Source organism: Macrococcoides bohemicum (genome assembly GCF_003259675.1).
GTDB classification, from domain to species: Bacteria; Bacillota; Bacilli; order Staphylococcales; family Staphylococcaceae; genus Macrococcoides; species Macrococcoides bohemicum.
In genome coordinates this window covers 685709-710345 of the sequence record NZ_PZJG01000001.1, presented here as the reverse complement: position 1 = coordinate 710345, position 24637 = coordinate 685709, and the positions used below count along the sequence as shown (strand labels likewise).

Here is a 24637-nt window from a genome sequence, read left to right as displayed (position 1 = left end):
TCGGAATTAAGATAATTGCCTTACTATTGGTTATTCCAGGCTGGCTAACCCTTTGGATTGCGATTCTTTCCGATATGGGAGCCACTATTTTGGTAGCATTAAATAGTTTGCGACTGATGAGAGTGAAAGAGTAAGAGTAAAAAGGGCTTTTCATATGGAAAGCCCTTTTAATCAAAATGTAGATTATTTTTTATAAATTGTCTAATAAGAGAAGAAAAATAGGTGAAAATAAGAAAAAGGTTAGATACATATTACACAACTATATTCTTGAGTACAAATAGTAATTATAGTTACTTATCAAAGGAGGAATCTAGGATGACTGGAGAAGTGAAAAAAGATGTAGACCTTTTAGTGATAGGAGCAGGGTCTGGAGGTTATGTGGCGGCAATACGTGCTGCCCAGTTAGGAAAAAAGGTGGTACTGGTTGATAAGGCGGAGTTAGGAGGAGTTTGCCTTAATCGAGGGTGTATCCCTTCAAAAGCTCTTATTAGTGCATCTGAACGAGTCAAACACATTAAACATGCCAATACAATGGGGCTTAAGGTTTCGGGTGAGGTTCAAGTTGATATGCCAGAAGTAGTAAAGTGGAAGGACGGAATCGTGAACAAGCTAACAGATGGGATTCGCACCTTGTTAAAAGGAAATGGTGTAGAGGTCATCAGTGGGGAAGCCTATCTCACTGAAGCACATATTGCAAAAATAAAAATAGAGGACGAGGAACAGATTTTTTCCTACAAAGATTTAATTCTTGCAATAGGTTCTTTGCCAGTCGAGTTAAAAAGTATGCCATTTGATCAAAAAAGAATCATTTCTTCAACGGAGGCATTGCAACTACAGGAAGTACCCAATCATTTAGTTGTGGTAGGTGGTGGTTATATCGGTTTAGAGTTAGGTACTGCTTATGCAAAGTTTGGGGCAAAAGTGACCATCCTTGAGGGATCGGATACAATTTTGTCCGGGACAGATCCTATCCTAACAAAAACAGTAAAACGTCATTTAAAGGAAATTGGAATCACTGTTATAACGGATGCCCTTGTTCAAGGTGGAGAAAATACAGGCGATGAAGTTAACGTCCATGTTCAAGTTGATGGAAAGGAAGAAATTATTCAAGGTGATTATTGCTTAGTTTCTATTGGGAGAAAACCAAACACAGGTAAAATTGGTCTGGAAAATATCGGAGTAGTATTAGACGACCAAGGATTTATTAAGATAAATAACAAATGTCAAACAAACATTGAACATGTTTATGCAATAGGGGATTGTGCTGGTGGTGACCTCCTTGCTCATAAAGCTAGTTATGAAGCAAAGATAGCAGCCGAAGTGATCAGTGGTCAAAATAGTGTGATTGATTTTCAAGCGATGCCTTTTGTTATCTTCAGCGATCCTGAAGTAGCCTATACAGGTTTAACAGAGAAGGAAGCAAAGGAAAAAGGATACGAAACAGTATCCAGTCGTTTTCCATTCCAAGCAAATGGTAGGGCGTTATCTGTCTCGGATGCAGATGGCTTTGTACAAGTTGTAGCCGAAAAGAATACGAAAAGAGTGTTAGGAGTACAGATGGTTGGACCAGAGGTATCCTCTCTGATTGCAGAGGCTGTTTTTGCGATTGAGGTTGGGGCAAATGCGGAAGATCTTAGCCTTACGATTCATGCTCATCCTACCTTACCAGAGCCACTTATGGAAGCAGCAGAAGGTGTGATGGGACATGCTATACATACGTTGAATAAAAAGCAATAATGTGAATGCAGACCAACCTGCACTTTTTCATAAGTGCAGGTTGAATTTTTATTAATGGATGGAGACTCATGCACATTTTGTATTGATAGATGTATTACTGTATAAAATTCCTGATGGTATGGATTAATCACTATTCATGAATTTCTAATGAACTGGGTTAATACAAATTATGAAATATATCCAATCGTTTTTCTGGCTGTTTATGAATGATGAAGGAGTTGATATAAATGAATTTAATTTTAACTATTCTCTCTGCTTTAGGTTCTTTTATAGTAACCAATGTCGATGATATTTTTGTCTTGATGTTACTGTTCTCTCAAGCAAGGTCACAAGCTAAAACGGGTAACAGTGGAATAGTTAGCATGGAGTCGAAAGGAAACCGTATTTATCCAAGAGATATAGTCATTGGCCAATATCTTGGTTTTGCACTTTTAGTTTTAATCAGTCTTTTAGCAACATTTGGAGTAACACTCATTCCTGATCAGTGGGTAGGTTTGCTAGGATTAATACCGATATATCTAGGAGTAAAACTCTTTATAAAGGGTGAAGATGAGGATGAAGGTAACATTCTTTCCAGCTTAAACAAATTTAATAAGTTCTATTTAAGTGTAGCCTTTATCACATTCGCCAATGGCGGAGACAATATTGGAATTTATGTTCCATTCTTTTCTACCTTAAATAACAACCAACTGATAATTACAGTTGTTACTTTCTTTATAATGGTTGCTGTCTGGTGTTTAATTGGCTATCGTCTAGCAAGGTTCAGATATGTTTCTGAAACACTTGAGAAATACGGCCGCTGGATTATCCCAATTGTGTTTATAGGATTAGGAATATATATTATGGTGGAGAACGAAACTTTCCGCGTCATTTTGAGTTTAGTGAATTAAAAATTTCTCAAAAGTACCTCTGATTTACAGTAGGACTTTGATATTTAGAGTAAATATTTATCCTCTGACAAATAATTCTATGGATACGCTCATCTATATTTTGCTTAGCGTACAAAATTTCCGAAATGTTGGCTGTACCCCTCTAATAAGAATCAGCGCTCGTTTGACATATAAGACCGCCTTTTGGGAGTCACGATAGAAGTCAATTTCTTAATTTTAGAACTGAGAAATTGGACTTCTATATACCTCCTGACTCTAACCTTATTAACTTGTAATGCAAAATAACGATTAAAATAGGTGCAAAATAACTCCTAAAGTGACAAGCTAAGCATATCAATACATATATAATGTCTATTTAGGATCTGCTCAAAACATACATTATTAAAAATATATTTATAGATTTTTTTGCATACCACATTAACTGAGAATTTGATTATTATAATCAAATTCTCAGTTAATGTGGTATTGTGTATTGCTATACATCCTAGCATAGGTGAAAGATTACTAATAACATTGAATGACATAAGACTGATGCGAGTTAAAGACTAATATTGTTTTATTTGAAGAGTAAAGAGAACTTCTTATAACTGCTAATTTTATTAGTCTAATTCTCGAGTTCCAATAAAATCTCTTAATGATATGAAATGTCACATTAAATACTTAAGAAACTGCACAGTTTCTTAACAGTTAAAGTTTGTACTTAGATTGGTGTGAGAATGAACTTTTATTTTTAACAAAAATTATCTTTCAAAGCCAACCAAAAATGCATGTTTAGGTTCAACTTTAATAGGTATGGCTTTTGGTGCCGGATGGACGCCGTGCAATGGACCGATTATCGGAGCTATTTTCGCAATGAGTGCCAGTGCACCAAACGACTGTTAATTATACAAATATTTTATATGTGTAATTATTAAATGAATTAGATACAATATGAACATTAAATGAGAACTAGAAACTTCTAGCTCTCATTTTTAATATCTTTATTTTCTATTTTATCTAAGTATCGATAAACCGTTGTCCTAGAAACATTCCATTTTTCAGCAATGGTTTTGATAGGGGTACCATTTTCAACTAATGTTTTAAGTAATTTTATATCGCTGTCATTTAATTTTTCAGGACGTCCACCTAATCTTCCTCTTGCTCTTGCAGCCACTCTTCCTGCAGCAGATCGTTCTAAGATTAAATTACGTTCAAATTCAGCAAATGCTGCGAAAAGGTGAAATAAAAGTTGGCCAGTTGAACTTGACTTATCCATCGTAATATTTTCTTGAATGCTATGGAAGCTAATCCCTCTATTATTTAAAGCATTAACAATTGAAATTAGATCTTCCATATTCCTTCCAAGGCGATCTAACCTCCAAACGACCACAACATCTCCTGATCGAGCAAACTCAATTGTACTTTCTAATCCAGGGCGATTACTCTTCGCACCACTAACTTTATCTGTAAATATTTTTTCACATCCATAGCTTTCAAGACTGTCTTTTTGTAAATCTAAATTTTGTAATCCTGTTGAAACTCTCGCATAACCAATTTTCATTTTTATAACCCTCCATACAAATAACATTGTACCATATCTTAAAATTAATATTGTTGTTGAACATAGATTTTAATATGAGTTTATGAACACAATAGAGATACTTAATTCAATAAAAATAGCATTAGTTTAAGAGTGTTCATAAATAGAGGAGTTTATGAACAATATAATAATTCGATTAGAATTTTGTTAAACTTAGTATAAGTATTTGTAATACTATTTTTGGTTAGAACAATTTAAAGTTAGGAGACTCAACACCATGCTAAAATCAATTAATCATATTTGCTTTTCAGTGAGTAACTTAAATGATTCAATACATTTCTATAAAAATATACTACGTGGAGAATTATTAGTAAGTGGAAAAACAACTGCTTATTTAATTGTGGGTGGCTTATGGATAGCTTTAAATGAAGAAACAGATATTCCTAGAGATGAAATTCAGTTTTCATATACACATATTGCATTTAGTATTGAAGAAGATGAATTTTACGAATGGTATCAAAGATTAAAAGAAAATAACGTAAACATTTTAGAGGGGCGTAATAGAGATGTAAGAGATAAAATGACTATTTACTTTACTCATCCTCATGGACATAAATTAGAATTGCATACTGGAACACTTAAAGATAGATTAAATTATTATAAAGAAACAAAACCACATATGACCTTTTATGATGAATGAGAACTGCATATGTAATTCTCATTCATCATATAAAAAGTTTCTTATTTAACAAGTAAAATCACATGTATATCATTAATTCAATACGCTCAGGATTATTTCTTTTATTTTTCTTTGTGATATAGTTACGATCTCCACATTCTGTACAAGCTAAAGTTACATTTACTCTCATTTTTATACGCTCCTTTAAATTTTATTTAATATTTTTATAAATAACATCTGCTTCAACTGGTTCAGCAACTGTGAACTGTGGAAGCGGATCATTAAATGTTGACCAATCTTGTTTCATCTCATCATCAGTTAACAGACAATCATCTAAATCCTGAATGATTTGTGTTATATTCATCTCAATACCAATGAATACTAACTCAGTTTGACGGTCACCATATTCACTATACCATCTTGCTTTTAAAGTAGGGTCTTCCATCATTTCAGCCTGGATATCAGTTTCATTATAAGTTGCTATCCATTCACCAGCACCTTGAATTTGCATTGAATTTCCTGCCTGAAATGACATAGGGATAAAAAAATAAAAAATTAGTGATTGATTTCTTATAGAATAAGGTTTAGAATGTTAAAGCGTAATGATTACGAAATAGGAGATGAACGTATGAAGAAGTTATTTTCATTATTATTAATTGCAACATTAGTATTGATGGCTGCATGTGGTAATAAAAGTAGTGACAAAGAGTCTGACGATAAACTACAGGTTTATACTACAGTCTTTCCATTTAAAAATATGATAGAACAAATTGGTGGTGATCATGTCACTGTATCGAGTATCTATCCAAATGGTATCGATATACACACATATGAACCAACACAAAAAGATACGATGCGTATTGCTAAAAGCGATCTTTTCTTTTATTCAGGTGATGAATTAGACCAGGTGAGTGCTAAAATAGCTAAGGTAGTTAACAAAAAGGATAAGACAGTTCAACTTGCAAAAGATATTGATGAGCATGATTTATTAGCAAGTGAAGAACATGATCATGATCATGAAGCGGAACATGAACATGAGCATGACCATGGCACACATGACCCACATGTTTGGCTTGATCCAGAAATGAATAAATCATTTGCAAAAGTGATTAAGGATGAGTTAATCAAAAAAGATAAGCAGCACGAAAAAGAATACATTAAAAGCTATGAAAAACTAGTTCAAGATATCAATCAAATTGATAAACAGTTAAAAACAATTACAAAAACTAAAAAGCGGGATAGTGTATTTATTTCACATGATTCAATAGGTTATCTTGCGAAACGTTATGGCTTTAAACAAGAAGGTGTTTCAGGTATGAATAATGAAGAACCTTCTCAGAGTGATATTATTAATATGATTAATAATATCAATAAATCAAAAGCAACAGTAATACTTTATGAACAAAATATTACAACAAAAACTGTTGATATTATTAAAGATAAAACGAATGCTACTGCTGTTCCATTCCACAATATGGCTGTGTTAACAGATAAGGATAAAAAAGATGTAACGTATCAGGATCTTATGAAAATAAATATTGAATCCCTAGATAAGGCACTTAACAATAAGTAAAAGAATTATAATGTATGTCAGAGATAAAAATTTGAGTTCGGAATAAGCGAACTCAAATTTTTGTTTTACTTGTATAAAATGGTATGCTATCTCATTAATCGTAACAATTACGATTGATGAGATGTAAATTTGGATAGATTTAGAACATGAAAAAATAACAGCAGAACTTGATGCATGTTTAATAAAAACGAATGAAATTGATGAAGCGTGGGAAAGTTTTGTTGATCCTTATGGATAGCAAATCAGAAAAATATAAACTAAAGGAGAAATTATGGCTAAAAAATCAAAAATTGCAAAAGAAGCTAAAAGACAAGCATTAGTAGAACATTACAGAGGGAAAAGAGAAGCATTAAAAGCAGCAGGAGATTACGAAGGTCTTCAAAAATTACCAAGAGACTCAGCACCTTCTAGACTTACTACACGTTGCCAAGTAACTGGAAGACCGAGAAGTGTTTATCGTAAATTCGGATTATCTAGAATAGCTTTTCGAGAACTAGCGCATAAAGGACAAATTCCAGGCGTGAAAAAAGCGAGCTGGTAATTAATATAAAATAAGAAGAAAGACGTATGAGTTAATTTAATTCATTCGTCTTTTCATTATATATATCTTTACTTTTATTCTAAACAGTAGTAAAGTTTCTATTGGATAAATGACAACAAAAAAATTTTATTAATGAAAAATTCTATATTATTCACAAAATATAACAAATGATTAGAGGTTTTATCTATGCAGGATGTATTTGATTATGAAGATATTCAACTTATACCTAATAAATGTATCGTAAAAAGTCGTTCTGAATGCGATACATCAATTCAGTTTGGTCCATTACGTTTTCGAATTCCAGTTGTACCGGCAAATATGCAGACAGTTATCAATGAAGAACTTGCTGAGAAGTTTGCACAAAATGGCTATTTTTATATTATGCATCGATTTGATGAAGCAGCAAGATTACCATTTATCAAAAATATGCACGAAAAAGGTTTATATGCATCGATTTCTGTAGGTGTAAAATCATCTGAATATGATTTTATTAAAACACTGGCCAATGAAAATATTGTACCTGAATATATCACAATTGATATTGCACATGGTCATTCTGATCAGGTGATTGAAATGATTCATCATATTAAAAGATTGATTCCGGAAACTTTCTTAATTGCAGGTAACGTTGGTACACCAGAAGCAGTTCGGGAACTTGAAAATGCAGGTGCAGATGCTACTAAAGTTGGTATTGGACCAGGTCGTGTGTGCATTACAAAGATAAAAACTGGCTTCGGAACAGGTGGATGGCAACTTGCAGCATTAAGATTATGTTCAAAAGCTGCGCGTAAACCATTAATTGCCGATGGTGGCATTCGTACACATGGCGACATCGCTAAATCGATTCGTTTTGGTGCTTCTATGGTGATGATTGGGTCATTACTTGCGGCGCATGAAGAATCACCAGGTGAAACGATTGAAAAAGATGGTAAACACTATAAAGAATATTTTGGTAGTGCATCAGAATTTCAAAAGGGCATTCGTAAAAATGTCGAAGGTAAAAAGCTATTCGTTGAACATAAAGGTTCCTTAAAAGAGAAACTCATAGAAATGGAACAGGATTTACAATCATCCATTTCATACGCAGGTGGAAAAGACCTTAAAGCAATAACAACGGTAGATTATGTTATTGTGAGAAACTCTATATTTAATGGAGATACAGATTATTAAGCAATTCGTACAGAAAAAGAATTAAATTTGATATAATTAGAAACATACACGCTGTGTATGTTTTTAATTTTTAGAGGTGTTACATGAAGCAAATATTGTCATTTTGCCTAGTAATTTTATTTATACTTTTATTTCCGCTTAGCTTTCTTCAATTACCTGATAAAATCATTATGAATATGAAGTCTGAATTACGTGCATTGATTAAAGATAATCATTTACTTACAGAGAAACCGGAAAAAGCAAAAAATATGAATGTCGGCAAAATTAAAATGGGGATGACCCAATCACAAGTTAACCGTATTTTAGGTGAGCCGCATGAGCAATTGTTAAATGAATATCAACAGTACTGGACGGTCTATCATAGAGATTATGATGACTTTATGTTGGTTATGTATTTAAATGGTAAGGTGAGTGGTGTCTATTCCAATCAGAATATGGTAGTAACTGATAAAGGTTTAAAGTACGGTTTGACACGCGAAAATGTTGAGAAAAAACTAGGTCAGCCGTTGGAAGTTTTTCAAGGTAAAGATTATCAACTTGCTTTAGACAATAAAGAAAGTGCGATTTATCAGGATGGACAGTACTTTGTTACAATTTATTATGATAAGTATCGTAATAATACAGTAAGTGGAATAAAAATTATTAATAAGTCAATTGATCAGTTAAAGAAAAATTATTATGCTTATCCAAATGACAATTTAGAAAAGGATTATGCGAGGTTACACTTTGAGTTAACAAATTCGACAAGAAAAATGTTTGGTAAGCAAATACTTAATGTGTTTCCTGAAATTGCTAAAGTTGCTAATACACATGCTAAAGATATGGCTGAACATCATTATTTCAGTCATACAAATAAGCAGAATGAAACACCATTTGACCGTATTAAAAAGGCAAATTTAAATTATAGCGTAGCTGGTGAAAATATAGCATACGGTCAAGTTTCACCCATTGAAGCGCATCATGGATTGATGAATAGTATAGGTCATAGAAAAAATATTCTGAAACAGGATTATATGAATTTAGGCGTAGGAGTAGCATTCAACGACAATAATCAACCATTCTATGTAGAAAACTATATTACGCAATATAAGTAAGAACATAATTAATTTTAAAAAGGAGTTTCAAATGAAAGAAAAAATATCTGCTTCATTATTGATAACAACTGAAGACAAAATATTAGTACAGGATTTCGGAAATAAACAAATGAAATTACCAAGTGTGGTAAAATCCGGACAATCAACAATTAAGGGCACTGCAGAACAATTTGCACGTAAATTAAACCACGATATTAAAGTTGGAGGGATATTGTTTGTCGTTGAAGAGAAAAAAGAATTTAAGACATGGTTCTCGAAAACGATGGCTAATGATACAGCGTTTGTATTTAATGCTAAAAATAAACAAGAATTTAAAGTTCGCGCACCATATGCCTGGTTAGACTTTGACTATTTAGATCAACTTGATATCGCAGAAGAGTTAAAACATTTAATTGTTTCAAATCAAGTGATAAAATCAAGTGTGCCACTAATTAATTTACATAAATAATAAGCGCAAAGGGAGAATAAATGAAATCATACTGGATTAATTTACCTGTTGCAAATGTAAAAGAATCAACTGAATTTTTTAGAAATATTGGTTTTGAGATTAATGAAGAACGTTCTAATGATGATACATTAGCTGGAATAATGGTTGGAAAGCAAGTAATTTGTTTATTTAGAAAAGATATACTGGAAGGTTTTATGGGACGTGAAAGTAGAAGAAGCTCTGATTATCCCGAAACGATCATTTCTTTTGATATGGAGAGTATTGAAGCAGTTGATGAATTAGCAAATTTAATAGCACAAAATGGAGGGAAAGTATTAAGTCCTCCAGGTAAGAAAAATGGTTATTATGGCATAATGTTTGCAGATTTAGATGATCATTTATTCAATGTTATCGTAATGTAGAAATAAAGGTAGGAATTATTATGTATCGTTTTATCGTAATATTATTATTATTAATGAGTTCACTTTTATTGATATTTATACCATTTATTCATGGAAGAGGTCAGTTAAATTTATACGTACAGATGCTTTTGTATGTTACAACCTTACTTGGATTATATATGAGTGCTTTATTTGGTAATGTAAAACATAGAAAGTTATTTGTTGGATTAAATGTCGTAATTGTGATATTAATTATTTCAATGCATACATTCAACTTCTGGATAGCAAATTAAAAACCAGGAACTTATCATAAAATGATAAGTTTCTGGTTTTTACTAATGAGCTAACATTTCTTCTTTTACTTCTTCGCCTTTTAAATCACTTGGATAATATGTTGGCCAATTTTCCATTTCTTTTAGTAACTGTGCACGATTATTACCCATATATATATGATAGTGTAATGCTTTTTCAGGTGCGATAATGTGGTCGCTAAATTGTATAAATTGTGGTGCAGCATCATCACCGCTCACTTTTTCAAAGATAAACCGTACACCGCGGTTGCCTGCTTCATAGTTTAAAATTTCTTTACCATCGTATGTGTATTCCGCAGTCGATTTTTCTTTTCCTTTGTAAAATGATATAGCTTTTTCACCGATGTTAATTCGTGTTACATCAGTCTTATAGCCTGTTGTATAATATGCTTTATATTCCTTAGCTGATTTTGAATCATCCTCTTCTGCTTTATGTTCGAAAACTTCATCTAAAGTACCATCTTTTAAATAAGGGTATACGGATTGCCAATCACCTTCCCAATCTGTTAATGGACGATCTTTTACTTGCTCATCCTTAAATATACCCTTATAAATATTCTCTTCTTCTTTCGTCATTTCGTGACCACCATGTGAATGACCGTGATCATGAGCATGTTCGCTTTGTTCTTTTTCATGATCATGTGCATGCTCTTTTGAAGTCGTTTTCTCATTCGTTAAGTTAGAAGTTGTCTCAGTTTTATGTTCTTGCTCTTTATCATTTTCAGTGTTAGCATCCTGACAACCTACTAATAATACGCCTAATGATAAGATTCCTAAACCTTTTAACATACTTAGCTTCATAATATTTCTCCTTTTCGTAATCATTACGATTCAATACTAAAGCAAAGCAATATAATTGTAAATAGGAATTATTACTATTTAAACAAAAAGTTAATTAAATTATGAAAAGATGGTATGATGAACAACATATAATATAGTAAAGAAGGGTTGAAATGTCTAATTATTACATCAAGATACTCGTTTTGTTTATTTATGCTTTCATTTTATTCATATGTCGTTATGGCCTAATGATTATTGATGATAAGTTAACAATATTATTACTCGTATTAGGATTTGGGGCTGTGGCGATATTAAATAAGAGGAAGTAAATATCAATAGGAACACAAAAATAAAAGCTTAAGACATGTGAATATACACATTGTCTTAAGCTTTGTTTAATTTAATAAATATTTAATCAGTAACGATCAATAACATCAACGTCTTTTGGCATAAATAGTGCAAGAATAAGATAGATTGTAAATGTTGGGATATGCACAGTTAAGAATGAAACAAGAATAAAGATAACACGGAGTAGTGTTGAATCCATGTTTAAATATTCAGCAAAACCACCTAAAACGCCAGCTAAGTATCTATCAGTTGTAGAACGTGCTAATTTTCTTTGCATGTCATTCGCCTCCTTACTTTTATTATATCAAGCATGAGGAAAGTTATAAAATTTTCTGAAGCGAAAAAGTGATATATTTGTATATTTTTAATATTTGTTGTGAAATATTAGTAGATAAGTATATACAAATTGTTACTTCCTGTATAAAAAAGCAATACATCGATGTTTGATTCTTTTCATTTTGGGTATATTTTCTAAGTAAACCTTTTGTAATGAATATTCATTATAAGAATGAGATAAGGGGATAGTACGATGGAAACAAAAGCAAAAGAACATAAAGACATATTAGAACAAGTAAAAGAAATCATTGGACGTAAGTAATCTTAATAGAAAATCATTATTCAAATGTTTTAACAAATATAAACAAAACTAAGAGCGAATGACTATAGTCATTCGCTCTTAGTTTTTTAAAATTCTCTAAACAATCCAACTACTTTTCCTAAAACAGTTACAGAATCTAAATAGATTGGATCCATAGAACTATTTTCTGGTTGTAATCGATAACGATTATTTTCTTTATAGAATCTTTTAACAGTTGCTTCGTCTTCTTCAGTCATAGCCACAATAATATCGCCGTTCTCTGCAATAGACTGTCTTCTAACAATCACTTTATCTTTATCATATATGCCGGCTTCTATCATACTTTCACCTACAACATCTAAAATAAAGATGTCACTATTATGACTACTTGTAAAGTGAGCAGGTAAGGGAAAATATTCTTCCACGTTCTCTATCGCAGTAATAGGAACACCTGCAGTTACTTTACCGATAACCGGAACATGAATTGTTTCTGAATAATCAGCAGGCGTTTCATCCTGTACAATTTCTATCGCTCGTGGCTTAGTTGGGTCTCTTTTAATATATCCTTTTTCTTCTAATCGAGAAAGATGTCCATGAACTGTTGAAGATGAAGCCAAACCTACCGCTTCTCCAATCTCTCGAACACTAGGTGGATATCCTTTAGTTGATACAACATGTTTCAAATATTCATATATTTCTTCTTGCCTTTTAGTTAGTTCTCTCATTTATAAACACTCCTTAGCATTGGTGTTATTTGTATTATAGCATATACGTTCGCATGTAACAAACATTTGTTCGTGTTTTTATTGACATAGAACAAACGTTCTGTTATTGTATAAATACAAACAAATGTTCTAGGAGGAATTAACTATGACAGTTACTATTTCAAAGGAATTTATGATGTATTTACTATTATTTATTGTAATTACAGTCTTCGGCCTTTTATATATGACGCAATCTCATTATATTTATGAACAGACTTCACCAGGTATTACAGAACAAATAAGCGAACAAAAAGATGTTCGTAATGATACAGAACAAACGATACATGATCCAGTGCAAAATGGAGAGGTTTTAGGTGTTGTAAATTAAATGTACATATAATTTTTTACTTAAGCGAGTGTGACCAGTTGGTTTCACGCGCTTTTTTTGGTATCTTTAAATGGAAAGGAATGAGGATATGTTAGAACAAGAAAAAATGAATAGAATAAATAAATTGGCACGAAAAAAGAAGAATGAAGGTTTAACTGAAGAAGAAGGCAGAGAGCAAACGTTATTACGTAAAGAATATCTTCAGACTTTTCGAAATAGCTTCCAGAAAACGATAGAGAACGCAAAGGTAATCGATCCTGAAGGCAACGATGTTACGCCTGAGAAAGTGAAAGTAATTCAAAGAAACAATAATTTAAGAGATTAAAAATCAAGAAATTGAGTTAACAATAATTAAGCAGTATATTAAATAATATAAAATACATAATAAAGGAGAAATAAATATGTTTTCAAAAGAAGATCAACTTGCAATTGACACGATTAGAGCATTAAGTATCGATCAGATTGAGGCTGCTAATTCTGGTCACCCTGGTTTACCGATGGGGGCTGCTCCATTTGCTTATACATTATGGACGCGTCATCTGAACTTTAATCCAAGCGCAACGCATTTCTTTAATAGAGATAGATTTATACTTTCTGCTGGTCATGGCTCTGCCTTACTATATTCTTTATTGCATGTTTCAGGTGGATTAGCACTAGAGGAACTGAAAAACTTTAGACAATGGGATTCTAAAACACCAGGTCATCCGGAATTCCGTCATACTGAAGGTGTGGAAATTACAACTGGACCATTAGGACAAGGTTTTGCGATGAGTGTTGGTTTTGCGATGGCAGAGAAGCATTTAGCTGCTACGTATAACAAAGATATTGACATCGTGGATCATTATACGTATGCATTAGTTTCAGATGGAGATTTAATGGAAGGTATTTCGCATGAAGCTGCCAGTTTAGCAGGTCATCTTAAATTAAATAAACTGATTGCTTTATACGATTCAAATGACATTTCTTTAGATGGAGATCTTGACAAAGCATTTTCTGAAGATGTAAAAGGTCGCTTTGAAGCTTATGGCTGGGAGCATATCTTAGTTGAAGACGGTAATGACTGTGAAGCGATTGATAAAGCTATTACACAAGCAAAATCTTCAGACAAACCTTCAATTATTGAAGTTAAGACAATCATCGGATATGGTTCACCAAACCGTCAGGGAACAAATGGTGTGCATGGTGCGCCACTTGGTAATGAAGAGAGAATTTTAGCATTTGAAACATATGGATTAGATGCAAACTTAAAATTTGAAGTACCACAATTTGTATATGACATCTTTAATGAAACGATGTTAAAACGTGCAAATGAAGCTGAGGATGCATGGAATAAAAAATTTGCTGAATATAAAGAAAAGCAACCAGAACTTGCAGCTCAATTAGAGTTAGCGATTAAAGGTGAACTTCCAGAAGGTTATGATACAGAATTGCCAAAATATGAAATAGGTAAATCTGCTGCTACAAGAAGTACTTCTGGTGATATGATTCAAGCAATCGCTAAAACAGTACCATCATTTTTTGGTGGGTCTGCAGACTTAGCATCATCAAATAAATCGAATGTTAAGGATACAGCAGATTTCTCAGCAGAATCTCCAGAAGGTAAAAATATTTGGTTCGGTGTTAGAGAATTTGCAATGGGTGCTGCTTTAAACGGAATGGCTACTCACGGTGGATTAAAAGTATACGGCGCGACATTCTTCGTCTTTAGTGACTATTTAAAACCAGCTATTAGATTATCAGCATTAATGGGATTGCCTGTAACATATGTATTTACACATGATTCCATTGCAGTTGGTGAAGATGGTCCTACACATGAACCAATTGAACAATTAGCTGGACTACGAGCAATACCTAACTTAAATGTGATTCGCCCTGCAGATGGTAATGAATCACGCATCGCATGGAAGATTGCATTGGAATCAAAAGATGTACCTACAGCGTTAGTATTAACACGTCAGAACCTAGCCGTTACAGATGTATCTGAAGATGTATTAGAAGAAGGTGTTCGTAAAGGTGCTTATGTTGTTTATCAATCAGAGAGACCTGAATATTTACTGATTGCGACAGGTTCAGAAGTTGGACTTGCTGTTGAAGCAGCAAAAGCACTAGAACTACAAGGTAAAGGTGTACAAGTTGTTTCAGTACCGAATACACGTGTATTTGATCTGCAGGATGATAACTATAAAGAAGAAGTAATGCCAAGACATTTAACGAAACGTGTTGCAATTGAAATGGGTGCCACTGCTGCATGGTATAAATATGTTGGGTTAGATGGTAAAGTAATTGGTATAGATAAATTTGGTGCAAGTGCTCCAGGAGAACTCGTAATGGAGAAATACGGATTTACAGTAGATAACGTTGTTAGAGAAATTCTAGACTTATAATATAAAGATTAGAAGATAAAGAAGGCTGAAGCAGTTCAGTCTTCTTTATTCATTATAAATAACTATTGAAAAATAGACTTTAATCTAGTAAACTTTTAAAAGAATGAGAAAGTGGGTGAAGTGAATGGATACTTGGATTTGGATATTATTAATTATTTTAGCATTAGCAGCAGGTGCAGCTGGTGGTTTCTTCTTAGCACGTAAATACATGATGGATTACTTAAAGAAAAATCCACCAATCAATGAAGAAATGTTACGCATGATGATGATGCAAATGGGTCAAAAACCTTCACAAAAGAAAATTAACCAAATGATGCAAATGATGAACCGCAATATGAATCAAAATTTAAAATAGTAAGACAGTAATTTATTTTACAGTCAAAAAAGCATGAGGATTTCCTCATGCTTTTTATTATTGACCCGGCATTGGTTCGGTAAAACCATCATGAGATGGTGGTGGCTCAGGTGTTGCAGGTTGTGTTGTTGCAGGTTCTGTTGTGGCAGGTGGAGTCGTCGGTGTTTGAGTTGGTCTCGGTGTAGTAGTTGGTGTTGTTGGACGCGTCGTTGTTGATGCTGTAGTTGTCGGTGTTGTTGATCGTATAACCGTTGTCGATGTTGATGGTCTTGTCGTTGGTGATTGTGTTGCAGGTTGTGTCACTGATGGTTGATACGTACTTGCTGCTGGTTGATACGTACTTGTTGCTGGTCGAGATGTTGTTGTGTTTGAACTTGTATTAGGGCCAGATGAATTGCTTGATGATGTTGAACTATTTGATGAAGTCGATTTCGTAGAAAAAGATTTAGTAGTTTCGCTTTTCAAATCGTTTTTATCTTCAGAAGAAGCTTTTTCAGCTTTATCATTATTTTCTGATTGTGTTTCCTCAGATGAATCACTAGATGCAGTATCTTTATTATCTGCTTCTTCAATATCATTTTTACTATTTTTCTTTTTATTTTTACCGCGTTCTTTCGCGGCTTTAATTTTTTCAAGTGCAGCTTTAGCTTTATTTTTATCTGTTACCTTTTTTTCTTCGTCAATAGATTCTTTTTCTTTTGTTTCAAATGCAACTTTTGCTTTATTGACTTCTGATTCATCACGTGCATCGTTTCCACACGCAGCTAACAAGGATACCGATAAAAGTGAAGTCATCGATAATAAGAGATATTTATTTTTCATAGCAAGTCCTCCTGTTAATGTAAATATATCATTTTATTCTTAATTTGAACACGATAATCTTATGATTGTTTAATGTGTATTGTGTGAGAAATATTAATTAAATTGACTCGAGATTCTATGAATGTCACATTTCGTTCAAAATCTTGGCTATAAGTTGCCCTAATATTTGATAAAATGATTGAGAATGGAGGTTGATTATGGGGGACATTACGATTGCCGTTGCTTTCGGCGCAGGTATACTTAGTTTTATTTCACCGTGCGTACTGCCGATTTATCCTGCATTTTTATCTTATATTACTGGTGTAAGTTATAATGATCTAAAAGATAATAAAATGGATAAAAAAGCTTTGTTACATACGGTATTCTTTTTAATTGGTTTTTCTATCGTCTATATTTCTTTAGGCGTAGGTTTAGGTTTTGTTTCAGATATTCTGCAGTCGTATGATAATACGATACGTATGGTAGGTGGTCTGCTATGTATAATATTTGGATTAGTGGTACTTGGTATATTCAATCCACAGTTTTTAATGAAAGATCGCAAATTTGAATTTAAGAATAGACCTAGTGGCTTTATCGGAACGTTACTGATAGGGATTGCATTTGCAGCAGGCTGGACACCATGTATGGGACCTATTATCGGAACAATCTTTTCTATGGCAGCTGTCAATCAATCGTTAGCGCTTATTTATATGATTGCCTATGTTCTTGGATTTTGTATTCCATTTTTCTTATTGACATTCTTTATCACAAAAATTAATATATTAAACAAATATAGTCAGACAATCACTAAAATTGGTGGGGTAATGATGATTATTATGGGATTGTTATTATTCTTTGATAAGTTAACAGCAATCACCCAATTTTTTAGTTAGAAAGAAGGATGGATATGTATTTTGTAATTTCGATGCTCGTAGCATTATTTATGGGTACCGCAGTTATTATCGTTAGAATGAAGGCTCAAAATTATCCCACAAATGTAAAGAAGATTATTCTTCCACCTTTTTTTATGTCTACGGGAGCATTGATGTATGTAGTACCATACTTTAGATTGACACCGATGGAAATATTAGAAGCGGTTGTAGTCGGAATGTTCTTTTCGATATTCTTAATCTACACTTCTAACTTTGTTGTTAAAGATAATTTAATCTATATGAAACGTTCGAAGTTATTTCCGCTAATTTTAATTTCTCTATTAATTATTCGAAGTGTGATGAAATTTTACTTAAGCAGTACGATTCATCCAGGTGAATTAGCTGGTATGTTCTTCTTACTGGCATTTAGTATGATAGTACCTTGGCGAATTGCAATGTATTTTAAGTATAAAAAGTTAGAACGTGCTTTAATTAAAGATTGACAAAAAATAAAGCCGGGTAGTGAATTTTCACTGCTCGGCTTATTTTTGTTTTTCAGTTTTTACTATTTCTGAATGATCAAATATAGAGAATTTTTGTTTTTCATCATCTGCATACTTAAAGTAGTCTTCGTAAGGCGTATAATCGATTCCTAATTGATTGAGTTTCTTTTTCATAAAAGGGTGATCACGTTTAGGTGTAGCAATGATGTATCCGCGTAATATATGATCGAGTTCAATACTATCGGCTTGTTCATCCAGCGCAATTTTTGAAATGCGTCCAGCGATGCGTTCTTTTGCAACATCACGAAATAGTTCCGGTACAGGAGACACCAGTTCATTGAGTAAGCTTTTAGCATCATCTCTCCATAAAGGTAATGCTTTGTTGATGTAATAATCCTGCCAGTCAAGCTCGCTTTTACCATCTTCTTTGGGCATACGCTTTAAAAATTTACGGAACATAAAGAAACCACCGATTGCCAGCATAGAAATAAAGAATACTGTCCATAAAAAAATAAATATCATAAACCAGTCATTCATGTCGTTCACCTCTAAACACATTATATAGAACTAAAAAATGTGTGTCTATCTAATAATCTTTTTTCGATATATATAGTGTAAAGGAGGTGAGAACATGTTAAAGGAAGTTGTATTAAATCTGTTATATGTCACTGATGTAAAAGATGATGGTAAAGAAGTATTTAAGACGAGACGTTTTAACCAAGTGCGTATGGATTTACTTGATAGTGATTTACAAAACTTTGCTATGTTAATGACTGAATTAACTGGTGAAGATTATGTGAAGATTGATAAAGTTGAAACTAAAGCAGTTATCTAATTATTAGAAAGAGGGATAAATAATGAAGAACTTACAAATGAATTTTCTAACGGATACTGGAAAAAACTACACATTTACAGTGAATCAGCCGAAACATGATTTAACACGTGAAACTGTATTATCTGTAATGGAGAGCATCGTCAATAGTAAATATTTTATTACGACAGCAGGCGTGCCAGTTTCGATAAAATCAGCAAAATTAGTCGATAAAGTTGAAACTATTCTTTTTGATTTAGAGGAAAAGTAATCATAGAATATAAATAAATGCATATAAGTTGAATACACCATCGGCACATCCCTATATCGGGGATGTGTTTTTTTGTATAATAAATGCTGAGGTGAAAAGTATGAAGATAATGCATATCGCAGATTTACATATCGGACGAACAATCAATCAATTTTCTTTACTGAGTGATCAACAGATGATTTTAAGTCAACTCATAGAACGAATTGATGAAGAAGGCATAGATGTACTAGTGATTGCAGGTGATATATATGATCGTTCAATACCATCAAAGGAAGCAATGCAAGTGTATGAGTCATTCTTACTTGCAGTAAATGTAGATAGAAAAATTCCTGTACTTGCTGTAAGTGGAAATCACGATGGTGCTGAACGTTTAGGTCATGCAAGAAATTATTTTAAGCAGTTTCATTATTATCTGTCAACAACGATTGAAGATAGTTTAACACCTGTAATCATTGATGATATTCACTTTTATTTAGTACCTTATATTGATCCGGCATATGCCCGTCAGTATTTTAGTGATGAATCGATAAGATCACATCAGGATACATATCAGAAGATAATTATGAACATAGAAAACAATATGGATAAGAATAAGAAAAATATTTTAATCAGTCATCTTTTTGTTGCCGGTGGCGTAGTTACAGAATCTGAAAGAGAGCTTATTATCGGAACTGTTGAGCATGTGAATAAATCATTATTTGATGGATTTGACTACACGATGCTCGGTCATCTGCATACACCAGACGCAATAAAAGACGAGAAAGTATATTATAGTGGTAGTATAATGCGTTATTCTTTCTCTGAAATTGGTCAGCGTAAAGGTTATAGAATATTTGACTTAAATGAAAATGAGGTTTTATTTAAGCCATTAAAATATGAAAGAGATTTGGAAGTTGCAAAAGGAACGTATAATGAGGCAATGCAATTACAGCTTGAATGTAATCCGAATGCATATTTAAGACTGGAACTAAGCGAGATGGAAGCGGTCAATGAACCGATGGCCAAATTAAAGCTGATTTATCCGAATTTACTCGAATTAAAACCGATATTGAAAGAAAAGTGTTCAAATACGATGAGTAAAGATGTTACAAGTCTTAATACAATGGATCTTATAGCGACATTTTATCAAGAAATGACTGATGAAACGTTAGATGACCAACAAATTGATACGCTTAATACATTGCTAAGAGCAGGGGGTGAAATAGATGAGACCTAACGTATTAACGTTAAAAGCATTCGGTCCTTTTAAGGAAGAAACAATCGATTTTAAAAGCCTTCAAAATCATCAGTTATTTCTAATCAGCGGTAAGACCGGTGCTGGAAAAACGACGATTTTTGATGGTATGATGTACGCATTATTTGGTGTCTCGTCAACGAGTGATCGTGAGGAATCTAATTTAAGGAATATAAATGCCCAGGACGATGAGCCTACAGAAGTCATCTATAACTTCTATATGCAGGGCAAACAATATGAAATATATCGAGACATACCTTTTATAAAAAATGGTAATAAGACGAAGAAACCAACACAGCTTAATGTATACGAAATCGTTCAGAATGAAAAAAAATTACTTGCAACTGGACTAACTGCCGGAAAAGAAAAGATTAAAGATATCGTAAAGCTGGATGCCCATCATTTTAGAAAAATATTTATATTACCGCAAGGTGAATTTAAATCATTACTCGTCTCGAGCTCTAAAGAAAAATCTGATATTTTACGCACACTATTCGATACGACGAAAATTCAAAAATTGTCTTCACAACTGCGCGAAAAAGTTCAGCAGGATCAAAAAGAAATGCTGGCATTAGAATCTGAAATAGGTGTCCAGTTTGCCATGTTCGAAGGGTTAATTGACCATAATGAGCAAAAAACATATACAGATAAACGTGATACTATTCAATCCGCCTTAATAAAGATGGCTGATGAAACTGAGAAGTTTAAAGTAACACTTGAAAACAAACGAAATTTATTAAAAGAAAAAGAAAAAGAAGTAAGTGCTGCAGAAGTCTTAAATGATAGTATCTTGCAATTGAAGGAACATGAAGCGTCACGTATTGACTTAATGGAAAACGAAAAAAATATTAATGACAAACAAAATGATTTAAAACATCTAATTCAGTTTGATCATTATAAGATGATTGAAAATGATTTATTCTCACATGTTGAGAAAAGAGAAACGATATCACAAAATATACAGAACCTTAATAATCAATTTCAGGAAACAGAAAAAAGATTGGAGGTATTGCGTAAGCAACAAGAAGCATTTCAACAAAGTTTTGATGATATAACTGATACGAAAAAATATGTTATCCAAAATGAGCGTTACACACATTCAAAATATAAAAATTTACAGCAAGATATCATTAAAAATAAAGAAAAAATTAATATTTTAACAATTAAGATTGAATCAATACAAGAAAAATTAAACAATGCGCAGAAATTCGAAAAAGAAAAACAGCTAATTCAAACACAAGTACTTAAAAATGATTCGAAAGTCAAAGCGCTTGACAATACGATGACAAAAGTTAAAATGCAAATTTCTATATTATCAAAAATTACCAGACAATTAGACCGTTTACTTACAACTAAGGAAACATATCAAAATATCGATGAATCTATAAAGTCTTTAAAATCTAAATTAAATGATTTACAAAGTAGTGAGAAAGTTCAGGATGTTGAGCTGATAGAAAACATCAAATCTCAATTAAATGTTGGAGATAAATGTCCGGTTTGTGCGAATGTTATTCACAATCTAGATGATACATCACATATAGAAGCACATAAATACCAGATAGAACTAGAACAAATAAAACAACGTCAACAAAAAGTGAGTACCTCAATTGAAATTTACATAAATGAATTAGAATTGCTACCTTCAATTACTAATATTTATGATGAAGAAAAACCGAAATTAAATATTGAAGAAATAAATGCGCTGAATATTTGGATCGATAATATAACAATCGAAAAAATCGGTAATGCAGAGTATTTGGCATTTCATGAACAGTTACAAGCTATATACGTGCAACTTTCTCATCAGATAAAACGTGCAGATGATGAACTTCACGAACTAACGAATGTTAATTTAAAGTATCAAGAGCAATTACAATCGCTTGACGCAGCACAGGATGAAATAGTTCAACTTGTTGAATCACTTAACTTTCTTCAAGAGGAAGTTACTGTGGCCGAGAAACAATATCACGCAGATGAATCTGATTTTTCAAAGTTTCTGCAGGATACGAATACGGATGATTACATGACATTTATAGAACGATACAATAATTATAACGCTGAAATCTCAACTTATGAATCTGCCTTTGAACAATGTAGAGATAATATCGCACAAGATGAAAAAGAAAAACTGCTTATCAAACAGAGTATTGAGAGTTTGAACAGACAAAAAGAAGAAATCGTTCAATCAATTCAGCTTTTCAAAGAACGAATAGAACAGTATCAAATTCCTGAAGAAATTAAAGTAAAGTATACGGATAAAAAGATTAGCGTTATCATTGAACAATTTGAGAACGAAATAAAAGATTTCCATGATAAGCGACTCACACTATCCAATGAAATAGACCGATTAACTCAGATTATTGACAATCGTGAATCTCCTAATCTGGATACTTTACATCACGAACTGGAAATAATGAGAGAAATGGTAAATGAACTGATTTCAAATGTCGGTTCTATGCAGGAGAAATATCAGAACTATACAATACAGTTTATAAAGCTTGAAGATAGACTTACTTATTATGAATCAACAATGAAAGATGTGCGATCACTTGTGTTATTGAGCAATGCTTTAAATGGAAATAACGCTCAGAAGATTGATGTTGAAACTTATGTGTTAATGTATTATCTGGAACAGACATTACTTTTAGCTAATAATCGCCTAAGACAGATGACGGGTAATCGCTATGAGTTACGACGTCGTGCTGAAAAAAGAGGTGGTGGCAAACAAGGACTTGTAATAGATGTATTTGATTATAATGCGAATAAAATGAGAAATATCTCTTCGTTGTCTGGAGGAGAGACTTTTATTGCTTCTTTATGCCTTGCATTAGGTTTATCGGATTTTGTGATGCAAATTTCTGGAGGGATTCATCTGGAATCTGTGTTTATCGATGAAGGTTTTGGAACGTTGGATGATGAAACATTAGAGGTAGCAGTTAACGCATTAATCGATTTGCAGACTTCAGGTAAACTTGTTGGAATGATTAGTCATGTACAGCTCCTGAAAGAAAGAATACCTGCAATTTTAAAGATTGAATCGAATGGTTTTGATAGTAGTGCAACATTTAAGATTCAATAATTTCTGTATTATATAAAATTGTAATAATTATGACAAAAATTTCTTTGTATTCATATACTTATAACACCTATTATTTGTTATATTAATGTTTGATAAATAGGAGGGGCTTATGAAAAAATTACGTTTTTTTACAATTATTTTAACGACTTTATTTATTTTTGCAGCTTGTAGTAATTCAAGAATAGTACCTAAGTCTTTATTTGGGAATACCATTACTGAATTTTCAGGGACAAATGAAGAAGGTAAACAAATTTCTGAGAAGGATTTAAAAGGTAAAGTCTGGTTAGTGGATTTTATATTTACAAACTGTAAAACCGTTTGTCCGCCGATGACTTATAATATGAGTAAAGTTGCTGATGAACTAAAAAAAGAGGGTGTATCATCTAAAGACTACGGAATTATAAGCTTTAGTGTAGATCCAAAGAAAGATACCCCAGAAAAACTTAAGAAATATATTAATCAGTATAATCCACCAAAAGATGTCTGGACTGCTATTACTGATTATGATGAAAAGTTTATCCGTCAGTTTGCAGAAGAGAATTTTAAAACGATTGTTGTTCCACCAACTGCTGACAACGACCAGGCAACACATGGTACATCTTTTTATTTAGTAGATCAAAATGGTGTTATCATGAAGGACTATGCAGGGAAAGATACTGGAGATAAGAAATTTCCGAAGGCAGAAATTGTTGAAGATGTAAAGACGATGATTAAAGAAGGACCTTATAAGAAGTAATAGATATAAAAAAAGAGATTGCATCTGCAATCTCTTTTCTATTATTATTTAGAACGTAATAAATCTCTAATTTCCGTTAATAACACAGTATTTTCTTCAACTGCTTCTTCAACTTCTTCAACATCATTCTTGCGAGTTAATTTATTGATTAATTTCACGAATAAGAAGATGGCTGCTGCAACGATTAAGAAATCAACGATAGATTGAATGAAGACACCATATTTAATACCTTTATAAGCCCAGTTTGATGCGAAATCTGTATCACCAAAGATAAGACCGATAATCGGCATGATAACATCTGCTACTAATGAAGAAACGATTTTACCAAACGCTGCTCCAATAACAACTGCAACTGCTAAATCCAGGACATTTCCTTTAATCGCAAATTCTTTAAATTCTTTAATTAATGACATGTATAGTCACCTCCTATAATAAATCTATTTTACATACAT

General features: G+C 32.6%; 30 protein-coding genes and 1 pseudogene. 22 read left to right on the top strand and 9 right to left on the bottom strand.

Annotated features, from left to right (window positions below):
• The first annotated feature begins 315 nt into the window (after nt 1-315).
• Together lpdA and BHX94_RS04455 are read left to right on the top strand one after the other, a co-directional pair.
• A complete protein-coding gene (lpdA, locus tag BHX94_RS04460) occupies nt 316-1737 on the top strand; it encodes a dihydrolipoyl dehydrogenase (RefSeq protein WP_170120758.1) in 1422 nt (473 codons plus the stop codon).
• A 227-nt stretch (nt 1738-1964) separates the two neighbouring features.
• Nucleotides 1965-2627, top strand: coding sequence for a CadD family cadmium resistance transporter (locus tag BHX94_RS04455; RefSeq protein WP_111745064.1), 663 nt, complete (start codon nt 1965-1967; stop codon nt 2625-2627).
• A 958-nt stretch (nt 2628-3585) separates the two neighbouring features.
• On the opposite strand, the gene BHX94_RS04445 is transcribed toward BHX94_RS04455, so the two are convergent.
• On the bottom strand, nt 3586-4167 hold the full coding sequence (locus BHX94_RS04445; protein WP_101033636.1) for a recombinase family protein: 582 nt from the start codon (nt 4165-4167) through the stop codon (nt 3586-3588).
• Between the two features lie 256 nt (nt 4168-4423).
• Here BHX94_RS04445 and fosY point away from each other — a divergent pair, with 256 nt between their 5' ends.
• A complete protein-coding gene (gene fosY / locus BHX94_RS04440; RefSeq protein ID WP_111745062.1) occupies nt 4424-4846 on the top strand; it encodes a fosfomycin resistance bacillithiol transferase FosY in 423 nt (140 codons plus the stop codon).
• Nucleotides 4847-4910: 64 nt separating this feature from the next.
• Here fosY and rpmG read toward each other — a convergent pair.
• Nucleotides 4911-5015: pseudogene (gene rpmG / locus BHX94_RS04435) on the bottom strand (50S ribosomal protein L33); the annotation flags it as partial.
• A 21-nt stretch (nt 5016-5036) separates the two neighbouring features.
• Nucleotides 5037-5360, bottom strand: coding sequence for a GTP-binding protein (locus BHX94_RS04430; RefSeq protein ID WP_111745060.1), 324 nt, complete (start codon nt 5358-5360; stop codon nt 5037-5039).
• Between the two features lie 93 nt (nt 5361-5453).
• On the opposite strand from BHX94_RS04430, the gene BHX94_RS04425 reads away from it, so the two are divergent.
• The 7 genes from BHX94_RS04425 to BHX94_RS04395 all read left to right on the top strand — a co-directional run bounded on the left by BHX94_RS04425 (nt 5454) and on the right by BHX94_RS04395 (nt 10324).
• Complete coding sequence (locus tag BHX94_RS04425) at nt 5454-6398, top strand: metal ABC transporter solute-binding protein, Zn/Mn family (protein WP_111745059.1); 945 nt, start codon at nt 5454-5456, stop codon at nt 6396-6398.
• Between the two features lie 271 nt (nt 6399-6669).
• Nucleotides 6670-6939 (top strand): 30S ribosomal protein S14, encoded by a 270-nt coding sequence (rpsN, locus tag BHX94_RS04420; protein WP_111745058.1) that lies wholly within the window; start codon nt 6670-6672, stop codon nt 6937-6939.
• 186 nt (nt 6940-7125) lie between these two features.
• Nucleotides 7126-8109 carry a GMP reductase gene (gene guaC, locus BHX94_RS04415; protein ID WP_111745057.1) on the top strand — a complete coding sequence of 328 codons (984 nt, stop codon included), beginning with the start codon at nt 7126-7128 and terminating at the stop codon, nt 8107-8109.
• Between the two features lie 176 nt (nt 8110-8285).
• Complete coding sequence (locus BHX94_RS04410) at nt 8286-9203, top strand: CAP domain-containing protein (RefSeq protein WP_170120757.1); 918 nt, start codon at nt 8286-8288, stop codon at nt 9201-9203.
• Nucleotides 9204-9234: 31 nt separating this feature from the next.
• On the top strand, nt 9235-9651 hold the full coding sequence (locus BHX94_RS04405; RefSeq protein ID WP_096076608.1) for a hypothetical protein: 417 nt from the start codon (nt 9235-9237) through the stop codon (nt 9649-9651).
• 20 nt (nt 9652-9671) lie between these two features.
• A complete protein-coding gene (locus tag BHX94_RS04400; protein ID WP_111745055.1) occupies nt 9672-10052 on the top strand; it encodes a VOC family protein in 381 nt (126 codons plus the stop codon).
• Between the two features lie 20 nt (nt 10053-10072).
• Nucleotides 10073-10324, top strand: a complete 252-nt coding sequence (locus BHX94_RS04395; protein WP_111745054.1) for a hypothetical protein — start codon at nt 10073-10075, stop codon at nt 10322-10324.
• A 42-nt stretch (nt 10325-10366) separates the two neighbouring features.
• Here BHX94_RS04395 and BHX94_RS04390 read toward each other — a convergent pair whose 3' ends face one another.
• On the bottom strand, nt 10367-11143 hold the full coding sequence (locus BHX94_RS04390) for a metal-binding protein ZinT (RefSeq protein WP_111745053.1): 777 nt from the start codon (nt 11141-11143) through the stop codon (nt 10367-10369).
• Between the two features lie 152 nt (nt 11144-11295).
• Between BHX94_RS04390 and BHX94_RS12810 the strand changes: the two genes are divergently transcribed.
• Nucleotides 11296-11451 carry a hypothetical protein gene (locus tag BHX94_RS12810; protein ID WP_170120756.1) on the top strand — a complete coding sequence of 52 codons (156 nt, stop codon included), beginning with the start codon at nt 11296-11298 and terminating at the stop codon, nt 11449-11451.
• A gap of 86 nt (nt 11452-11537) precedes the next feature.
• On the opposite strand, the gene BHX94_RS04385 is transcribed toward BHX94_RS12810, so the two are convergent.
• Together BHX94_RS04385 and lexA are read right to left on the bottom strand one after the other, a co-directional pair.
• Nucleotides 11538-11747, bottom strand: coding sequence for a PspC domain-containing protein (locus tag BHX94_RS04385; RefSeq protein ID WP_111745052.1), 210 nt, complete (start codon nt 11745-11747; stop codon nt 11538-11540).
• A gap of 407 nt (nt 11748-12154) precedes the next feature.
• Complete coding sequence (gene lexA / locus BHX94_RS04380; RefSeq protein ID WP_096076603.1) at nt 12155-12772, bottom strand: transcriptional repressor LexA; 618 nt, start codon at nt 12770-12772, stop codon at nt 12155-12157.
• 145 nt (nt 12773-12917) lie between these two features.
• Here lexA and BHX94_RS04375 point away from each other — a divergent pair, with 145 nt between their 5' ends.
• The 4 genes from BHX94_RS04375 to BHX94_RS04360 all read left to right on the top strand — a co-directional run bounded on the left by BHX94_RS04375 (nt 12918) and on the right by BHX94_RS04360 (nt 15878).
• On the top strand, nt 12918-13139 hold the full coding sequence (locus BHX94_RS04375; protein WP_111745051.1) for a hypothetical protein: 222 nt from the start codon (nt 12918-12920) through the stop codon (nt 13137-13139).
• Nucleotides 13140-13227: 88 nt separating this feature from the next.
• Nucleotides 13228-13464 carry a DUF896 domain-containing protein gene (locus BHX94_RS04370; RefSeq protein ID WP_111745050.1) on the top strand — a complete coding sequence of 79 codons (237 nt, stop codon included), beginning with the start codon at nt 13228-13230 and terminating at the stop codon, nt 13462-13464.
• 76 nt (nt 13465-13540) lie between these two features.
• Complete coding sequence (tkt, locus tag BHX94_RS04365; RefSeq protein WP_111745049.1) at nt 13541-15523, top strand: transketolase; 1983 nt, start codon at nt 13541-13543, stop codon at nt 15521-15523.
• Nucleotides 15524-15647: 124 nt separating this feature from the next.
• On the top strand, nt 15648-15878 hold the full coding sequence (locus tag BHX94_RS04360) for a YneF family protein (protein ID WP_096076599.1): 231 nt from the start codon (nt 15648-15650) through the stop codon (nt 15876-15878).
• 57 nt (nt 15879-15935) lie between these two features.
• Here the strand turns inward: BHX94_RS04360 and BHX94_RS04355 are convergent, their stop codons facing one another.
• Entirely contained in the window at nt 15936-16700 is a 765-nt protein-coding gene (locus tag BHX94_RS04355; RefSeq protein ID WP_111745048.1) for a hypothetical protein, read from the bottom strand.
• A gap of 197 nt (nt 16701-16897) precedes the next feature.
• Here BHX94_RS04355 and BHX94_RS04350 point away from each other — a divergent pair, with 197 nt between their 5' ends.
• Together BHX94_RS04350 and BHX94_RS04345 are read left to right on the top strand one after the other, a co-directional pair.
• Entirely contained in the window at nt 16898-17572 is a 675-nt protein-coding gene (locus BHX94_RS04350; RefSeq protein WP_111745047.1) for a cytochrome c biogenesis CcdA family protein, read from the top strand.
• Nucleotides 17573-17586: 14 nt separating this feature from the next.
• Nucleotides 17587-18054 carry a CcdC family protein gene (locus tag BHX94_RS04345; RefSeq protein ID WP_111745046.1) on the top strand — a complete coding sequence of 156 codons (468 nt, stop codon included), beginning with the start codon at nt 17587-17589 and terminating at the stop codon, nt 18052-18054.
• Between the two features lie 39 nt (nt 18055-18093).
• Here BHX94_RS04345 and BHX94_RS04340 read toward each other — a convergent pair whose 3' ends face one another.
• Nucleotides 18094-18591 (bottom strand): DUF2621 domain-containing protein, encoded by a 498-nt coding sequence (locus BHX94_RS04340; protein WP_111745045.1) that lies wholly within the window; start codon nt 18589-18591, stop codon nt 18094-18096.
• Between the two features lie 94 nt (nt 18592-18685).
• Here BHX94_RS04340 and BHX94_RS04335 point away from each other — a divergent pair, with 94 nt between their 5' ends.
• The 5 genes from BHX94_RS04335 (at nt 18686) to BHX94_RS04315 (ending at nt 24185) form a co-directional block, all read left to right on the top strand.
• Nucleotides 18686-18889, top strand: a complete 204-nt coding sequence (locus BHX94_RS04335; RefSeq protein ID WP_096076594.1) for a DUF1659 domain-containing protein — start codon at nt 18686-18688, stop codon at nt 18887-18889.
• Nucleotides 18890-18911: 22 nt separating this feature from the next.
• Nucleotides 18912-19136, top strand: coding sequence for a DUF2922 domain-containing protein (locus tag BHX94_RS04330; protein ID WP_111745044.1), 225 nt, complete (start codon nt 18912-18914; stop codon nt 19134-19136).
• A gap of 100 nt (nt 19137-19236) precedes the next feature.
• Nucleotides 19237-20352 carry an exonuclease SbcCD subunit D gene (locus BHX94_RS04325; protein ID WP_111745043.1) on the top strand — a complete coding sequence of 372 codons (1116 nt, stop codon included), beginning with the start codon at nt 19237-19239 and terminating at the stop codon, nt 20350-20352.
• A complete protein-coding gene (locus BHX94_RS04320; RefSeq protein WP_111745042.1) occupies nt 20342-23449 on the top strand; it encodes an AAA family ATPase in 3108 nt (1035 codons plus the stop codon). The genes BHX94_RS04325 and BHX94_RS04320 overlap by 11 nt, the downstream gene beginning before the upstream one ends.
• Nucleotides 23450-23558: 109 nt before the next feature.
• On the top strand, nt 23559-24185 hold the full coding sequence (locus BHX94_RS04315) for an SCO family protein (RefSeq protein ID WP_111745041.1): 627 nt from the start codon (nt 23559-23561) through the stop codon (nt 24183-24185).
• Between the two features lie 44 nt (nt 24186-24229).
• On the opposite strand, the gene mscL is transcribed toward BHX94_RS04315, so the two are convergent.
• Nucleotides 24230-24598 (bottom strand): large conductance mechanosensitive channel protein MscL, encoded by a 369-nt coding sequence (gene mscL / locus BHX94_RS04310; protein ID WP_096076589.1) that lies wholly within the window; start codon nt 24596-24598, stop codon nt 24230-24232.
• Nucleotides 24599-24637 lie beyond the last annotated feature (39 nt).

Coding starts and splice junctions, on each gene's coding strand:
- guaC (WP_111745057.1), top strand. CDS start 7,126: ATGCAGGATGTATTTGATTATGAAGATATTCAACTTATACCTAATAAA.
- BHX94_RS04400 (WP_111745055.1), top strand. CDS start 9,672: ATGAAATCATACTGGATTAATTTACCTGTTGCAAATGTAAAAGAATCA.
- BHX94_RS04425 (WP_111745059.1), top strand. CDS start 5,454: ATGAAGAAGTTATTTTCATTATTATTAATTGCAACATTAGTATTGATG.
- rpsN (WP_111745058.1), top strand. CDS start 6,670: ATGGCTAAAAAATCAAAAATTGCAAAAGAAGCTAAAAGACAAGCATTA.
- BHX94_RS04370 (WP_111745050.1), top strand. CDS start 13,228: ATGTTAGAACAAGAAAAAATGAATAGAATAAATAAATTGGCACGAAAA.
- BHX94_RS04320 (WP_111745042.1), top strand. CDS start 20,342: ATGAGACCTAACGTATTAACGTTAAAAGCATTCGGTCCTTTTAAGGAA.
- BHX94_RS04335 (WP_096076594.1), top strand. CDS start 18,686: ATGTTAAAGGAAGTTGTATTAAATCTGTTATATGTCACTGATGTAAAA.
- BHX94_RS04430 (WP_111745060.1), bottom strand. CDS start 5,360: ATGTCATTTCAGGCAGGAAATTCAATGCAAATTCAAGGTGCTGGTGAA.
- BHX94_RS04315 (WP_111745041.1), top strand. CDS start 23,559: ATGAAAAAATTACGTTTTTTTACAATTATTTTAACGACTTTATTTATT.
- BHX94_RS04405 (WP_096076608.1), top strand. CDS start 9,235: ATGAAAGAAAAAATATCTGCTTCATTATTGATAACAACTGAAGACAAA.
- BHX94_RS04410 (WP_170120757.1), top strand. CDS start 8,286: ATGAAGTCTGAATTACGTGCATTGATTAAAGATAATCATTTACTTACA.
- BHX94_RS04445 (WP_101033636.1), bottom strand. CDS start 4,167: ATGAAAATTGGTTATGCGAGAGTTTCAACAGGATTACAAAATTTAGAT.
- lexA (WP_096076603.1), bottom strand. CDS start 12,772: ATGAGAGAACTAACTAAAAGGCAAGAAGAAATATATGAATATTTGAAA.
- BHX94_RS04330 (WP_111745044.1), top strand. CDS start 18,912: ATGAAGAACTTACAAATGAATTTTCTAACGGATACTGGAAAAAACTAC.
- fosY (WP_111745062.1), top strand. CDS start 4,424: ATGCTAAAATCAATTAATCATATTTGCTTTTCAGTGAGTAACTTAAAT.
- BHX94_RS04455 (WP_111745064.1), top strand. CDS start 1,965: ATGAATTTAATTTTAACTATTCTCTCTGCTTTAGGTTCTTTTATAGTA.
- BHX94_RS04325 (WP_111745043.1), top strand. CDS start 19,237: ATGAAGATAATGCATATCGCAGATTTACATATCGGACGAACAATCAAT.
- tkt (WP_111745049.1), top strand. CDS start 13,541: ATGTTTTCAAAAGAAGATCAACTTGCAATTGACACGATTAGAGCATTA.
- BHX94_RS04345 (WP_111745046.1), top strand. CDS start 17,587: ATGTATTTTGTAATTTCGATGCTCGTAGCATTATTTATGGGTACCGCA.
- BHX94_RS04340 (WP_111745045.1), bottom strand. CDS start 18,591: ATGAATGACTGGTTTATGATATTTATTTTTTTATGGACAGTATTCTTT.
- BHX94_RS04350 (WP_111745047.1), top strand. CDS start 16,898: ATGGGGGACATTACGATTGCCGTTGCTTTCGGCGCAGGTATACTTAGT.
- BHX94_RS04385 (WP_111745052.1), bottom strand. CDS start 11,747: ATGCAAAGAAAATTAGCACGTTCTACAACTGATAGATACTTAGCTGGC.
- lpdA (WP_170120758.1), top strand. CDS start 316: ATGACTGGAGAAGTGAAAAAAGATGTAGACCTTTTAGTGATAGGAGCA.
- BHX94_RS04390 (WP_111745053.1), bottom strand. CDS start 11,143: ATGAAGCTAAGTATGTTAAAAGGTTTAGGAATCTTATCATTAGGCGTA.
- BHX94_RS04360 (WP_096076599.1), top strand. CDS start 15,648: ATGGATACTTGGATTTGGATATTATTAATTATTTTAGCATTAGCAGCA.
- mscL (WP_096076589.1), bottom strand. CDS start 24,598: ATGTCATTAATTAAAGAATTTAAAGAATTTGCGATTAAAGGAAATGTC.
- BHX94_RS04375 (WP_111745051.1), top strand. CDS start 12,918: ATGACAGTTACTATTTCAAAGGAATTTATGATGTATTTACTATTATTT.
- BHX94_RS04355 (WP_111745048.1), bottom strand. CDS start 16,700: ATGAAAAATAAATATCTCTTATTATCGATGACTTCACTTTTATCGGTA.
- BHX94_RS12810 (WP_170120756.1), top strand. CDS start 11,296: ATGTCTAATTATTACATCAAGATACTCGTTTTGTTTATTTATGCTTTC.
- BHX94_RS04395 (WP_111745054.1), top strand. CDS start 10,073: ATGTATCGTTTTATCGTAATATTATTATTATTAATGAGTTCACTTTTA.